This window comes from Serratia sp. BIGb0163 (assembly GCF_024809935.1).
GTDB classification, from domain to species: Bacteria; Pseudomonadota; Gammaproteobacteria; order Enterobacterales; family Enterobacteriaceae; genus Serratia; species Serratia quinivorans.
Genome location: NZ_JANUDZ010000006.1, coordinates 226,821 through 241,231 on the forward strand (window position 1 = coordinate 226,821; position 14,411 = coordinate 241,231).

At 47.7% G+C, this 14,411-nt stretch carries 14 protein-coding genes; 10 read left to right on the forward strand and 4 right to left on the reverse strand.

The genetic code is table 11. The annotated features are described in order from the left end of the window. Position 1: 1 nt before the first annotated feature. Entirely contained in the window at positions 2-3,211 is a 3,210-nt protein-coding gene (locus M2406_RS19960; protein WP_259191090.1) for a KAP family NTPase, read from the forward strand. A gap of 259 nt (positions 3,212-3,470) precedes the next feature. Here the strand turns inward: M2406_RS19960 and M2406_RS19965 are convergent, their stop codons facing one another. Next, complete coding sequence (locus M2406_RS19965; RefSeq protein WP_115058183.1) at positions 3,471-3,725, reverse strand: ogr/Delta-like zinc finger family protein; 255 nt, start codon at positions 3,723-3,725, stop codon at positions 3,471-3,473. After that, the gene (locus M2406_RS19970) at positions 3,722-4,447 is read right to left on the reverse strand and encodes an NAD-dependent aldehyde dehydrogenase (protein WP_115058182.1); all 726 of its coding nucleotides are present in this window, start codon (positions 4,445-4,447) and stop codon (positions 3,722-3,724) included. Before M2406_RS19970 ends, M2406_RS19965 begins: the two co-directional genes overlap by 4 nt. 545 nt (positions 4,448-4,992) lie before the next feature. Here M2406_RS19970 and M2406_RS19975 point away from each other — a divergent pair. From M2406_RS19975 to M2406_RS20000, 6 genes are read left to right on the forward strand one after another with little or no spacing between them, the layout of a single operon-like run. Further along, the gene (locus M2406_RS19975; RefSeq protein WP_259191091.1) at positions 4,993-5,253 is read left to right on the forward strand and encodes an AlpA family transcriptional regulator; all 261 of its coding nucleotides are present in this window, start codon (positions 4,993-4,995) and stop codon (positions 5,251-5,253) included. Further along, the gene (locus tag M2406_RS19980) at positions 5,250-5,495 is read left to right on the forward strand and encodes a hypothetical protein (protein ID WP_115058180.1); all 246 of its coding nucleotides are present in this window, start codon (positions 5,250-5,252) and stop codon (positions 5,493-5,495) included. The genes M2406_RS19975 and M2406_RS19980 overlap by 4 nt, the downstream gene beginning before the upstream one ends. A gap of 5 nt (positions 5,496-5,500) precedes the next feature. Next, positions 5,501-6,043, forward strand: coding sequence for a host cell division inhibitor Icd-like protein (locus M2406_RS19985; protein WP_259191093.1), 543 nt, complete (start codon positions 5,501-5,503; stop codon positions 6,041-6,043). Then, positions 6,040-6,303 (forward strand): hypothetical protein, encoded by a 264-nt coding sequence (locus M2406_RS19990; RefSeq protein ID WP_115058178.1) that lies wholly within the window; start codon positions 6,040-6,042, stop codon positions 6,301-6,303. The genes M2406_RS19985 and M2406_RS19990 overlap by 4 nt, the downstream gene beginning before the upstream one ends. Beyond that, positions 6,300-6,638, forward strand: coding sequence for a DUF5375 family protein (locus tag M2406_RS19995; RefSeq protein ID WP_115058177.1), 339 nt, complete (start codon positions 6,300-6,302; stop codon positions 6,636-6,638). The genes M2406_RS19990 and M2406_RS19995 overlap by 4 nt, the downstream gene beginning before the upstream one ends. A gap of 12 nt (positions 6,639-6,650) precedes the next feature. Beyond that, positions 6,651-8,984: a primase-helicase zinc-binding domain-containing protein gene (locus M2406_RS20000; protein WP_259191100.1), complete on the forward strand. Its 2,334-nt coding sequence runs from the start codon at positions 6,651-6,653 to the stop codon at positions 8,982-8,984. 402 nt (positions 8,985-9,386) lie between these two features. Here the strand turns inward: M2406_RS20000 and M2406_RS20005 are convergent, their stop codons facing one another. Beyond that, entirely contained in the window at positions 9,387-9,734 is a 348-nt protein-coding gene (locus tag M2406_RS20005; protein ID WP_115060943.1) for a DUF6404 family protein, read from the reverse strand. 372 nt (positions 9,735-10,106) lie between these two features. Here M2406_RS20005 and M2406_RS20010 point away from each other — a divergent pair, with 372 nt between their 5' ends. From M2406_RS20010 to M2406_RS20020, 3 genes are all read left to right on the forward strand, one after another. Continuing rightward, a complete protein-coding gene (locus M2406_RS20010; RefSeq protein ID WP_242501612.1) occupies positions 10,107-10,802 on the forward strand; it encodes a hypothetical protein in 696 nt (231 codons plus the stop codon). 572 nt (positions 10,803-11,374) lie between these two features. After that, positions 11,375-12,724 carry a type II toxin-antitoxin system HipA family toxin gene (locus M2406_RS20015; RefSeq protein ID WP_259191104.1) on the forward strand — a complete coding sequence of 450 codons (1,350 nt, stop codon included), beginning with the start codon at positions 11,375-11,377 and terminating at the stop codon, positions 12,722-12,724. Continuing rightward, positions 12,721-13,179 (forward strand): helix-turn-helix transcriptional regulator, encoded by a 459-nt coding sequence (locus M2406_RS20020; protein ID WP_259191106.1) that lies wholly within the window; start codon positions 12,721-12,723, stop codon positions 13,177-13,179. Before M2406_RS20015 ends, M2406_RS20020 begins: the two co-directional genes overlap by 4 nt. A gap of 89 nt (positions 13,180-13,268) precedes the next feature. Here the strand turns inward: M2406_RS20020 and M2406_RS20025 are convergent, their stop codons facing one another. Continuing rightward, positions 13,269-14,405, reverse strand: coding sequence for an HlyD family secretion protein (locus M2406_RS20025; RefSeq protein WP_259191110.1), 1,137 nt, complete (start codon positions 14,403-14,405; stop codon positions 13,269-13,271). Positions 14,406-14,411: the final 6 nt, after the last annotated feature.

Here is a 14,411-nt window from a genome sequence, read left to right on the forward strand (position 1 = left end):
AATGTCATTTATTCTACACACAGAAACACCATCATTAGAAGATAAGATTGATGGTAATAGTCATAAAAACATTGCCATTAAAATTGCGGATGCTTTAAATAACGACAATTTAAATATAATTGGCATTAATGGACCATTAGGTTCTGGCAAGTCAACCGTAATAAAAATATTAGAGCAAGAACTTGCTGACGATAACTTTAATTTCATAAATTTTGATGCTGAAATATATCAGCAGGGTTCAACCAAGAAAGCTCTAATTACAAAAATTTATGATGGAATTTTACCAAAAATCCCACACAGTCTCAAACGAGTGCTAGAAGAACATAAGGATAGTGCACTTGGTAATAGTGTGACTTACAAAAAAATACAAGATAGCGAAATTAGCTTATGGGCTGTATTATTTATTGCATCTATATTTATCTGTAGCCAATCAATTAGACCGTTACAATTGGAGTGGGGTAGAAAACCAGAGGATTTCAGTCTCATCTTAGGTATTGCTCTAATTACATTTTTAATATCACCATTAATTGTTTTAGTGGCTTTTATTCTACGCTCGATTTGGGATAAATCTCTTAAGATTGGAAATCTAATAAAAAGGAACTCTGTTGATACAATCACCGAGAAAATGTTAGTTTCAAAAGAAGTTGGAAGCATCGAACTGCATAACGCAATAAGTGGTTTTAAAGAGTGCATCCCACCTGGCCTGAAATTTTTACTGGTAATAGATAATTTAGATAGAATATCTCCGGAAAAAGTTAAAGAAATATGGAGTGACATTGAGCTTATTAGTAACTCTTCAGAAAAAAGATTAAAACTGCTAATCCCTTACTCATCTGAGCATGTCGCAAAATCTCTTTCCAATGACCCTTACGAAGGAAGAGAGTATATATCCAAAAGAATACCTATTAGTTTTCAGATACCTCCAATACTTTCAGCGGGTTGGAGAAATGCATTCTCTAATTATTGGAAAGAAAGTTTCCCTGAAGATAAAGATCATCTTTACCATGATACTTCAGAACTCATCGAAATTTGGCTTCCTGAAAGCTATCAACCTGTGACACCGCGATATTTAAAGAAACTAGTAAATGATATTCAAATAATATCCGTTTCCACCCCAGTTGAAGTTAAAAACATAGCATGTGCTTATTACATACTCACGACAAAGCAAAATGAACGTCCTTTTAGTGATTTGTTGATTGAAAATTTCGATAATCATGAACTTGACAAGACATTGATAGATAAGTTCAAAAAAAGCATTAGAAAGCTTCAGAGAATATATGGAAACGACCGACAAAATTGGGTTGATGAACTTCTATGCATTAATTACCAAACCAATGCTACTTTAGCGCAAGGTGAGTTAATTGATGAACCTCTTAAGATAGCATTAAAACAAGCTAATTCTGATGATTTATCTAGAGTTTCTGATATGTTCGGATTCCATTCTGCTTGGAGAAGAATAATAGACTCAACAGATCCAACTGACTGGTTCGTAACTCTATCTAAAATTCCCACTGTCAAAAAAGACATGGTTAGAGAAATTCTTCCTGAGGTTATCAGATCATTGGATACTTTAGATGAAACTTCTGCCTCTACAATAGACAATGACAATTTCCTGCCCGCCCTTAATCATCTTAAAGAAAGTGGTTTTGAAGTTCATGGTAAGTATATTGATATTTTAAAAAACAGAATATCTAAAGAAATTCTTAGCTTTACTTCTTTAGACGATGACTCACTAATGAAACTTGGAGCTTACAACCCAGAAATACAACGAGTGATATCTCAGTGCGATTTAATGGCAAAATTGATAAATGAGAACATTTTAAATGATATATACCCTCAGCCAGAATCAATTTTCTACATATTAAACCTTAAAGATAAATCTCAGGATTTTTTAAATTTAAAAATAACAGATTACAAGCTAAAGCCTGAGAGTCTCATACATGGCCTGCAATATTCTTATGAGCATGACATTAATATTCGACTAACAGATCCTGATATTGACAGACATGCCATATTTGAAAACCCTGCAATAACCAGCATAATTAAAGATGGGTCCTCCCCACAACTAGATGCTGTTTATAGTAATTTTACAAGCAACTCATTTAAGAGTGTTTTTTCCTTTGAGGTCATGGTTCTTATTCAACAATGGCATACATCTAACTTAACCAGTTACTACAATAAGATAATTTCCTCAACTATTGATTGGAAAAATGAATGCATTGCACATTTTATAGCACAAATGGTATCATCTAAAACCATTTCTTCAATAGAAAGCTATAAAAATCAAATTTCTGATGAACTCATGCTTATCTCCAACTTGTCGTGTTACTTAAAATACATCTCCGATTTTTCAAGAATTACAGATGCGCTTACAGAAGAAACATTAAATGAATATCTCATCCCAGCAATAGACATTTTAGCGCATCAAGATGAATTAAAGATTAATAACATAAAGCATGTGGTAACAAAATCATTTTCCACCTTAGGTAAATATCTAAATGAAAACACATTGGATAAATTTACAAAAAACAACGAGGCCGATATTTGCAACGAAATAGAAGATCAGTATATTAAAGTAATCGATAAGTCGTTAGTAAGCTTCATTCTTAAAGGAGATACGGACACCCCTCTTGTCAAGTCACTAATCTCTAGTTTTGAGTATGAATTAGACTCACAAGAAAGATTCAATGAAACAGCCATCGCAGAGCTGACCAACTATATCAATATAGCTAGTTATGCGAAAAATAAAGCCATATCATTCCCATACAGCAAAGACTTTATAGCAAACTTCTTTAGTTCATCTAATGTCAATGAAATTGATAGAGTCATCCCAAGACTAACATTCGACACTTTAAATGATGATGATAAAAACATTGCACTAAGAAAAATATCCGACTTAATTTACATGAGAGAAATAGATGTAAAACGGCAAGTGATTCTAATAAAACACTTTGGTGATTTACTAATTTATAATGACGAAGAAATAACATCTGGCTCAAGATCAATATCAAGACTTTTTGACATGATCCAAGAAAATCCTTTCATAGCTTCTTGGCTTGACGTCCAAAATATTAACTTCGTGAAATGGAATCGTGATGATAAAAACTCTGCAATTGCAATTATTGTCGATAACATTAAGCTATTCCCGACATTAAGAGAAAAAACTGCTGTAAAAAACAAATTACGAACATTAAGCGATCAAGGTGGCTAATGCTCTGCGCGCGCAATACTCCCTCGCCTACGCGCTCTGACTTTATCATGCACATTTCATGCATGACACCGAGGCCCTGTAAGCCCTTGTGACGCGGGGTTTCGGCTGTTTTGAGAGTCTGGGGATTAATGCAAAATCATGCACCCTATGCATGCACGCGCAGTTTGAGGCAGGCTAGCCAGAAAAAAGGCTGTTTTCGGGCTTGGGGGAAGGGTAAAAACCCCGCAGCAAAATCAGCATTGCAGCGGGGCCAGTTCAATCAGTGAAGTGTTTGATTTCGGCTATAACGGCGGTAACGATTTAATGTCCTTTTTTCCGGCGGCGGTAAATCTTCACTGGTCACCGTCTCCGCTTGAATGGGCTGGCATAAAATCTTATCGACGCTCTCTACCGTTTTAAAGGTGCAGGAGCACACGATGTTTTGGCACTGGTAATAGGCTTCTTTCGTCCGCTCCGTGATATAGCGGCTGGTGCGAGTATAGGAGGCATGGGTGCACAACGGGCAGCGCATCATGATTTGGCCCCTTTCTGCTGCAAGCGTCGACGTTTTTCCTTCAGTTCTGAGACAACCTGCATGCGTCTGGCAGGACTGTTTTGCAGTTCCGGCAATGCGCCGGTTTCTTCCGGTATCGTCAGGCCAATCTCATTAAGCACCGGGTGGTCGATATTTTGCTGTGCCATGGCAACGTGAATACGGCCTTGTAGCGTTCCCAGTACCTGTTGCTCAATCATTTTCATCGGATTGTCCGCATAGACGCCGTAAGCCCGTGAAGCCAGTGCGCAAGCCTTGATAACTTCAGGGCTGATAAGCGCCTTGCTCAGCGCATCCACTGCCTGATGCATCGCATGAGCAGCAAAGGTCGTGAGGGCGTCTTTGTGCGCATCCACCACTTTCGGGGCTGTGCCGCCGCAACTGAGGTGAAGCTGCATTTTGTCCAGCTCCATTTCTTCAATCAGGCCGTCGAATTCCTTTGCCAGTTCCCGCGTGGAAATCCGGCTGTGGTGTTGCGCTTGTAGCTCCGGGGTCATTTCCCCACGCAGTTTGCGAAACAGGGTGCGCCACTGGCTTTCTGCCTCATGACTTTCCACTTCCGTGTCTTTCTTCTGTTGATGACAGCGGGCGATCCCCGTAATGACGTCCGTCAATGCCTGATAGTTTTTATCGTGGGCGGCGCGGGCATCACGCAGGGCGTGCAGTTTATCGGTGATGTATTTCGGTAAGGTGGTGGTGCTCATGGGGTTATCTCCGGTGTCAGTCAATGTGAGGCTATTCTGCTGACGGCCGTACAACATCGCCATTCATCCCGGTTGGACTGTCCGCAGGACAACAGCACTGAAAACTGACGATAAAACCATCAACGAGATTTTAGTTTTATATAAAACTATTCACTACTGTTCACTTTAATAAAAAAGGTAGATAAATCAGTAAATAAAGTAGTGACTAGTTTATCTAAAACTATTCACCCAGTGTTCACTACTGTTCACTTTTCTAAAAAAGACCTTTACTCTGGCTAGCCATGGTTAGATTTATTTTTGATATTCCTGCCTATTTATAAATTGCTTATTGATTGCTGAAAACTATGGACTAAAGGTGAGGAAGTACGAGGAGGGGTGGGCTAGTGCAACTTAGTGCAATTCGTTGTTTTTACGTACAATTCCTTAATCCACCACACAACATCCCCTTGTTGCCACCCCGCAAAATATTCTCATAATAGGGCGCTACCAGACGAACCCACACAGCACCGGTGAGATCCCACCGGGTATAAACGAGGTAGCATTCCATGCTTGCAGTTGCCACACAGCCCCCTTCCACACTCTCGCCCGTCCCGATCGATTACACACCACGCGATCGCTTCATTCGCCTGCCGGAAGTGCTGTACACCACCGGGCTGTCACGCTCTACCGTGTACGAGATGATGACCCGCCGCCAGTTCCCGGCCCAAATATCCCTTGGCGGCAAAACCGTGGCATGGCTCGAATCAGAAATCGAAAGCTGGATGGCTGAACGTATCGCCAACCGTCATCAGGGGGCCGCAGCATGATGCGGTTAACGCTCGGCCGACAGAACTTTACCCTGAACGATACCGACGCACTGTTTGTCGCAGAAGCCATCCTGTTGCAACGCAAACAGCCGGATATTGCCTTACCGGAACACCGCAGCGATAAACATGGTGTGATCCGCCTGGCCAGCAGCCAGGCCGAACCGCGCCTGTTCCGTGCCGGGCCGGTGCCACTGACCAGCGCCGCCGCCGATACCCGCCACGACCAGCTTACCGACTGTTGATCACTATGCGATCGATTGAACATCCGGGGGCGTCTTACGGCTTGCCCCCACGTCCAGCCCTGCGCTATAGTCCCCCCGCTGTCGCACAATCGGCAGCCGGGCGTGAGAACCCGAGTTACTCAATGGCGACACCACACGCGCCAAGCGTGTTTTTTTTCGTCGCAGCCTTAGTGCGCTCATTTTTTGCACAGTGGTTTATATGCTACTGTGGCTGTCAAACAATGGTGGCTCAGGCGGGGCAGCCTTCGGGCTGGCCGGTATTCATTGAGGCCGGTTTCTCACCCCCGTCTGGGCTGCCACCCTTGCGTGAGAACTTCGGTGGTAGCAATAACCATTACTCAATGGAGGCTGCCACCATGGCTACTATCCTCACCCCGACTCACCCTGAATTCTGTTTCCTGTTTGCGGCCATTCGCCGTACTGCCCTGACGGCAGCCCCGTGCATGCTGCGCACCGTGGCGGATTCCGAGCACAACGCCCGCCGCCTGCTGGCGCGTGACTACATTTTGTCGTTTGCGGGCCGTCTGCCTGCGCAGGGGGTGGCATGAATACGCTGGCCGCCCGTTTCCACAGTGAAACCTTCTATCCTATTCCGCATGCTGATTTCCTGCGTCTTCAGCACGCGCATTCTACCGGCGTGCTGTTTCTCGACATGCTGGACACGCTCGAATCGACCGGTCAGCACCCGGACACCGCTCAAAAAGCCGCCTTTGCGTCTGTCATTGCTGTACTCACTGACCAGCTCGGACAGGTCGTCAAAACCTGTGATTCCCACATTCTTGCCAGCATGGAGGCTTCCGCCGCATGAACACCCCACAGTCTTGTTTACCCATTGAAGTCCGTACCGCTGTTTACCGCCGTGCATTGGCCCATGCCTATCTCGATACCTGCGCTTTTTACCGGGTGAACCCCGGTTACACGCTGGATGAGCTGCAAATGGCGATTGCGATGGACATTGAGGGCTACTTTGTCCGCCAGCACGGCGCAGAGGTGGGCATGGATATGGCCTGCACCATGCTCAGTGACATGGTGCAGCCGGATATTCTGGTGGCGCCCCCGCGCCTGACCACGCTCGGCCAAAAGATGATGGATGAGCTGTGCTGTGGCCGGATGGCCGTCACCTGTAACACCACCGTGCACTGAGGAGACAAAACAATGACCGCATTAAGCGTTTCTCACACCTCACGTGCAGCGACCGGTCACTGGCCGGTGTTGCTCCCCGCGCTGGGCATTCATATTACTGCAGGGGGCCGGGCGCAGCCCTGCCCGGTCTGCGGCGGCAAAGACCGCTTTCGCTTTGATAATCTGCAGGGCCGTGGGACATGGTTTTGTAACCAGTGCGGCGGTGGCGATGGCCTGAATCTGGTCGAAAAAGCGCTGGCCGTGACCGCCAAAGAAGCCGCTGTGAAGGTGGCCGGGGTATTGGGTGAGCCGTCGGGCAATACATTGCCGGAGCACAATCCCCAGCAGGAACAGCAAGACAAGGCGCAGGCGCGAAATAACGCAGTGCAGCAGGCCAGACAACTGCTCGCCAGCGCGCGACAACAGGCCGGGAATAGCTATCTGACCGCCAAGGGCTGGCCGGACACTGACGCCCTGACATTACAGGGGCTGTCACTGCGTGTCGGCGGTATCACTTACCAGCCCGGCGATCTGCTGATCCCCTTGACCGACAGCACCGGGGAGGTGGTCAACATCCAGTTGATCAACGCCGCAGGCGACAAGCGCACGCTGGCCGGGGGACAAGTAAAAGATGCCTGCCATTTCCTGCACGGGCAAGATAATGCCGTTATCTGGCTGACTGAGGGCTACGCCACTGGCCTGACCGTGCACCACCTGACCGGGGAAAGTGTCTGCATCGCTCTTAGTGCCAATAACCTGCCCGCCATGGCGCAGCAGTTGCGGGCTCACTACCCTGACGCGCTGTTACTGTTGGCGGCCGACAATGACGAGAACGGCACCGGGCAGGCCCGTGCCGCCGAGGCCGCGCAACTGAGCGGCGGTAAACCGGCGTTGCCACCAGAGGTGGGAGATTGGAACGACGTATACCAGCAACAAGGCAAGCTGGCCGCGCTTGCGCAGTTGACGGCCTTTAGCCAGCCCAAGCAACCCAGCCCGTTTGATACGCTCAGCGATGCCGACCTGAAAGCCATGAGCGCCAGTGAAAAGGCCGAACTTCTGGCGGAGCACTACCAGCATCTGTTGGCCGTGCCACAGGTCGGTGAAGACCTGTGCCGCTATGAAAACGGTGCATGGCAGGTGTTGCCGCACCGGGTACTCAGCCGCGAGATTGCCGCCCTGTTCCAGAAAATCCGCGCCCCGTTCTCGGCGGCAGGTATCAACAGCATTCTGGACACGCTCCGGCTGATGGTGCCGCAAATGGGCACGCCGGCACGGCACCTGATTGGCTTTCGTAACGGGGTATTTGATACCACCACCGGGCACTTCAGTGCGCACCAGAAAACGCACTGGCTGCGTACCGTCAACAGTGTGGACTACACGCCGCCCAAGGCCGGGGAAAATCTGGCCGACCACGCCCCGCACTTCTGGCGCTGGCTAACCCGCGCCGCCGGGCAACAACCCGACAAGCAGGCGCGCATTCTCGCCGCGCTGTTTATGGTGCTGGCGAACCGCTATGACTGGCAACTGTTCCTTGAGGTCACTGGCCCCGGCGGCAGCGGTAAAAGCGTGATGGCCGCCATAGCCAGCCTGTTGGCGGGGAAAGACAACACCACGTCGGCCACCATCGATACGCTGGAATCGTCACGGGAACGCGCCTCCGTGGTCGGGTTCTCGCTGATTATCCTGCCTGACCAAGAGAAATGGAGCGGTGACGGCGCAGGCATCAAAGCGATCACCGGCGGCGATGCGGTGGCGATTGATCCGAAATACCGGGATGCCTACTCCACGCACATTCCGGCGGTGATTCTGGCGGTGAATAACAACCCGATGCAGTTCAGTGACCGCAGCGGCGGGGTGTCCCGTCGCCGGGTGATCCTGCCGTTCCCGGAAGTGATACCGGCCAACGAGCGTGATCCGCAGTTGCTGGCAAAAATCACCGGCGAGCTGGCGGTGATCGTGCGCCACCTGATGCAGCGTTTTGCCTCGCCCGATGACGCCCGCGCATTGCTGGAAGCACAACAGAACTCGGGTGAAGCGCTGGAGATTAAACGCAGTGCCGATCCGCTGGTCGATTTTTGTGGCTACCTGCTGGCAGTCAATGCGCCTGACGGTCTGTATATCGGTAATGCCAACATCACCCCGGCGAACCCACGCAAGTACCTGTATCACGCGTACCTGTCGTTTATGGAGTCACGCGGCCACCAACGGCCCATGAGCCTGAGCGCCTTCGGGCGTGCCGTACCGCAAACCCTGCGTGAGTATGAAATCGCGCTGTTGAAACGCAAGACTAATCAGGGGATGCAAACCAATCTGATATTAAGTGAAGACTGTGAAGCCGACTGGCTCCCCAAGTGTGAGATGCGCTGAGCGAATGGCATCACGATCGTTTCTGCCGATCAATAGGCGGTTATTGATCTGCCGAACCCATTGGACGCTGTTGTGTAGTGGCACTTATAGTTCCCCTGTACAAACCGCATACACCCAACACCGGGGAACCCCGTAGCGGTGACTACTCAGGCCTGCATTGCAGGCCTTTTCTCTGCCTGAAATCTCTCCCTGCCGCTCACCCGCAGCGCAATAAATCACCGGTTTAGGCCGGTATTTTGCATTTTGGGGTCTGACTGTTCACTGTGAGTGACCAGTTAGGGCAAACTCGTCACCAACTGGTCACTACTTAATTATTTGTTTTTAAACAACTAAAACCAAAAGTGAACACTGTGAACAGTTTTTCTATAAATCTTTTTTTCTGGCGTTCAGATTATTGCCTTGTTAGAGACTCTTCCAGTCAGGCAGCTTGTTGGCCCGCTTGCGCCATGAGTGGATTAGCGCCATGAATAAACCAAACAGCAAACCGGCAAAGAGGGCGTTTAATACCGCGATTTGTACAGTGACACCTTCATTTTTCCAGCTACCAAACCACATAAGAAGGCCCCATAGCGGGCCAAACCAAACGGCGAAGAACAGCGTATTCAGCCAGAAGGGGGCAAACGGTGGCGGTGGCATTTTACCCCCCATTTTCCAAAACAGGCGCAAGATCGGTGGTGCATAATTGCTCCGCCACATCTTTTTATCTTCCATCAGGGCGATTGCCTTTTTCTTCTTATCTTCAAATGCCATCATCCGAATCCTTTCATTGGGTATCTATAAAGATCGTCTAATAATATGCCTTATCAAGAGTCAGCCATAGCGTGAAATGAATGAACGTTCAGCCCTCCTGTAGCAAGGCAGATCTTACCGTCAGAAACACTTCTAGAACCCGCTCAGGCCGGTATTTGCATTTTTGGGCTGACTGTTCACGGTAAGTGACCAGTCAGGGCAAACTCATCACCAACTAATCACCGATTAATTAATTGTTTTTAAATAACTAAATCCAAAAGTGAACAGTGTGACTAGTTTTTCTATAAATCTTTTTTTTCTGAGAGAGATGACGGATTGGATCTATCATGGGGCAAAGCCAAAAACAGACTCATTTAAGGGATAACAGCTAAGATGGAAACGACCAAGAAAATAATTTTGGAAGGATTAGAACGGCATGATTTAAGCGAACTACCCGGCCGCCCTTATGATTGTTCCTTCGAATTACTGGCCGACAAGCCAGCAAGAAAGCGCTTAATCATGGTCGGGTTCAATGGTTCATCTGCAGATGGCGGTTTTACGAATGCTGAAGCAGTGATAAACGGCTTTAATTCACCTTGTTTCTCTAATGTTCAGGCCGGTACTGAAGGTGAATGGGGTATCAAACATTTGGCAAACCGCCTGCAATCAGTCCCTGAGCAGCTAGGCTTTAGATGGCAAGATACTGTCTATACCAATGCACTACTCATGTGTTCTAAAGATGCCCTGTCGCTCAAAAAAAGTGCTCAAGAGAGCACAATTGGCAGTTTGGATCGACTGATTGAAAAATCTATGAGTTTCTTTGAAAACGTTACCGTCCCCCTATGCAAACCTGAGCTAATTATTGCTTACAGTAACGGAATGAACTCTCACTCAGCAGCTCGCTTGCTATTAGAAGCATTCGGCGATGGCGATGAACCCGAGTACATAAGCCGAAACCGCTACTACTCCACGTTCTGCTTTACGGCACGGTTTAAGCAATTCGATGTGCCAGTGGTAGGCATCCGCCACATGTCGCGCTTCAAACCTGATGTGCAGCTCATCAAACAAGCATGGGAAAAAAAGCGCTAATTGGTGATACCAGATTCTAGAATCACCCTCTAAATCGGTATCACTTTTCTACATTGGTATACGTTTAGGTATATCCTACAAATCTTAACTCTATTTTTATCAAAAATTACAATAAGTTAATCAAGTTATTCAGATTCCCCCAGCCCAAATAGGTCACCGGTGATACCAGATAGATCCAGTGACAATAACGAAAAATCCCGCAATTCACGTTGCGGGTTTTTTTGTGCCCTCAATTTGCCCCGTGAAGTCTGAAGTCAACTTATTAAATCCGAATCTTCCAGGCACTTTCTAAAACATTATTGTTTTTGTGGCGCCCCAAATTTTGGAAACCCGGCAGTAGCAAGACAAACAGAAATCGAATCCGCCAACCCGCTCAGTGAGGCTTCAAGAAAGCCCCTGCGCGGACAACCACTTTCTTCGGATACCAGAACACAGCACTCCCTTCAATTTAATGAGTATTTAAAGTTACATTATTATACTCAATCGGCAATTGTGAGTATAAAAAGTTACATTAAACAGAAAAATCGTGTTTAATGAGTAATTAGTGACTCATTATCTACCGGGAGGCGGATATGGAAACTTTAACCCTGCAAGCGTTCCTCAACAATCAGTGGATTGATGTCGCCAATATTGCTTTCCCTGATGCCGAGCAACAATCATACAAAATCACCGAATTGCACTATCACACCGACTTTGCGATAGATTATTTAGATCGGGATGATAACCACGCCGTCTCAATCAACCATCCTGTCTCCCTGTTCTTTGAGGACGAAGGCCCACGCGGCTGGATGAAATTTCTGGACGACATCGTGCCCAACGGGTCAAGCCGCCGTTATTGGTTAAAGTATCTCGATATTGATGAGCTTACCCCTGGCCAGCAGGACTTTGTGCTGCTCAAGTATGGCACCATGTCACCCGTCGGGAATTTGCGCATCAAAGAATCCTTAGCCGAGGCTAATCCTCTGGCCGACAGACTGTTTTTTAGCATTGAGGATGTCAAAAACAGAGCCGGCGACTTTCTCGATTACGCTCAACAACGTGGTGCCGCCGCAGGTGGGGCGACAGGTGCGGGCGGAGAAGCACCAAAGTTATTATTGCGATACAGCCATGATGAGCGGATTTGGATTGATACCTTCCAAAATGACCTGACCAACCGGGATATACCCTATTTGGTAAAATATCCGCGCGGTCAAAAAACTGAAATTGATTGCAACATCGTCAGAGCTGAATTTCATTATTACCATGAGCTGGAAGCCATGGGGTTTAACACAATATCAACCCAACACATGCGGCTTGAGGAGGGAATAACCTATCCTTCAATCTGGTTGCCAAGGTTTGATATTTGTTTTGAAACTGCCGACAAGGTGAAGCGCTTCGGTATGGAATCGGTTTACTCTATGCTGAAAAAAACGGCCGGTACAACCCTGGATCAAGAGATAACAATAAGGACACTGATTGAAAAAATCACCCAAAGCAATATGGTGACAGAGCATGGGTTTGATTTTGACGTGCGGGAATTTGTGATTGAGTGGGTACGAAGAGATTTGCTTAACATTATCTTTGGCAATAGTGACAATCACGGCCGGAACACCTCATTTATCAAAGACTCCTTCAGTATTCAGCTAGCCCCAATTTATGACTTCGCCCCAATGAAAGCAGATCCAGAGGGCATACCAAGAACAACCAAATGGGCACAAAAATTAGAAGTTGGCGGAGAATACAACTATGAAGCCATTACGGCTGCACTCGCCGACCTGGTGCCTGAAAACGAACTTATGCATGCATTAAAAACCACAGCGAAACAATTGGTTGGGCTTAAGGAAAGATTACAAAACAGAGGCGTTCCCCTACAAATCATTGAGATGCCATCGATCGGTTTTGACTATATACCAGAGAAGTTGAAGAAATGGGGTTTGCTATGAAAACGCCAGAAAAGATGAGTGATTCAGCGAGAGAGACCATTAATCGGCTGCGTGAAAAAAACAAGGCTAATTATAAAGAAAACAGCAGCATCAGCGATGTGAAAAATGAAGTGAATTCAGAAAAAGAGAGAGGGCGCCAAAGAGCCTCTGGCACCTCTAAATCGATGAGTGCAATTGAACGGAATTCTGCCCGGCATAACATCATGAAATTGCTTCTCTTGGGAGAGATCACTCAGGGGCAAGCTTTAAAGACATTGAGAGTCGACGTACTGGGATTAAAACAGGAAAATTATGCCACTCTGGTTTCGGTATCGAGAAAGACATTGTCGGAAATTGAAAATAACAGAGGTAACTATACCTCCGACATTATAAATAAAGTATTCAAGCCCTTTGGGCTTCAGGTGGGATTAGTGCCGATATCTCGTCATACCTTAAGTACTTTACTTAACGAGTAAAGTACCATTTACCAAACCTCGGCCAAGTTCCTCTAAAACCCGTAACCTAAATTACGGGCTTTAGAATCAACGGCACAAACCTCTCGCCACTAGTGATCCAAATACAGGTAGTGCATCCAGCTGGTCATGCGCAGCAGGACTTTACGCATAATGGAAAGATGCTCAAAGTGCTCGGTATATACTGCAGTCTGCGCCGTCACGCCATCGGGCAGTTTGTCGAGTTCCTTGCTGGGGGCCAGATCAATCATCACGTAAACCCCTTCCTGTTGGGCGCCAACATTTAACCCCTGCAATGCCCCGCTGGCCTGGTAGCTGCCGTCCGGTACCACCGGCAACACTCGCGTCACCGAGCCACCATAGATTTTGCCCGGCAAGCCGTTAAATACCACCTCGGCTTTATCGCCCTCGGTTAAACGCAGGATCGAGTTTTGTCGGAATACCGCCACCACCTGCCGTTTTTGCTGCGGAATAAAAATCATCACCGGCTTGAAAGGCAAACGCACTGCGGTGGTGCCCGGTCTGGCCAGTACCTGGGTAACATAACCGTCGCTGGGTGCGCGAATAGTGGTTTGTTCCAGGTTATAAGTGGCCTCTGCAATTTGTGACTTCAGGCTGGCGATATGGGCATCTTCACCGTTGTAGTGGCCCGAAAGCTGTTCCTTCGCCTGCTGATGCTGGGCCCTGGCGGCCTGCAGCGCGGCGGATTGCGCCTGGTATTGTTGCTGCGCATGGCTGATGTCTTGCTCAGAAAAAGGGTTGACCGCCATGGTCGCGCCTTTGGCATAGCGCTGATAATCCTTGCGGGCCCGTTCATACTCGGCATTTACCCGCTGAACATTCGCGGCAGACTCATTCAATGTCGCCTGGCGCCCACGTACATCCGCCTGCGCACCGGCAAGCTCCGCCTGCAGTTTGTTGAGTCGGGCGCGGTAGCGGGTATCATCAAGGCGAAACAGAACTTCCCCTTTGCGCAGTAACACGTTGGTTTTATCGGTGACTTCAACAATCATCCCCGAGACCTGCGGGACGATCGGTACGGATATCGCGATCTTCTGCGCCCGGTAGGTATAAGGATGGTTGTAGTTCATGCCCAGGATTAAGGCACCCACAATGAAAATACCGCCAAGCACCGCCGTCGGCACCGTCCATTTATTGACCGGGATACGGAACAGTTTGAATACGCCGTAGCTCAGCGCAACGTAGCTGAGAATAATTAAGAGATCCATACTGTT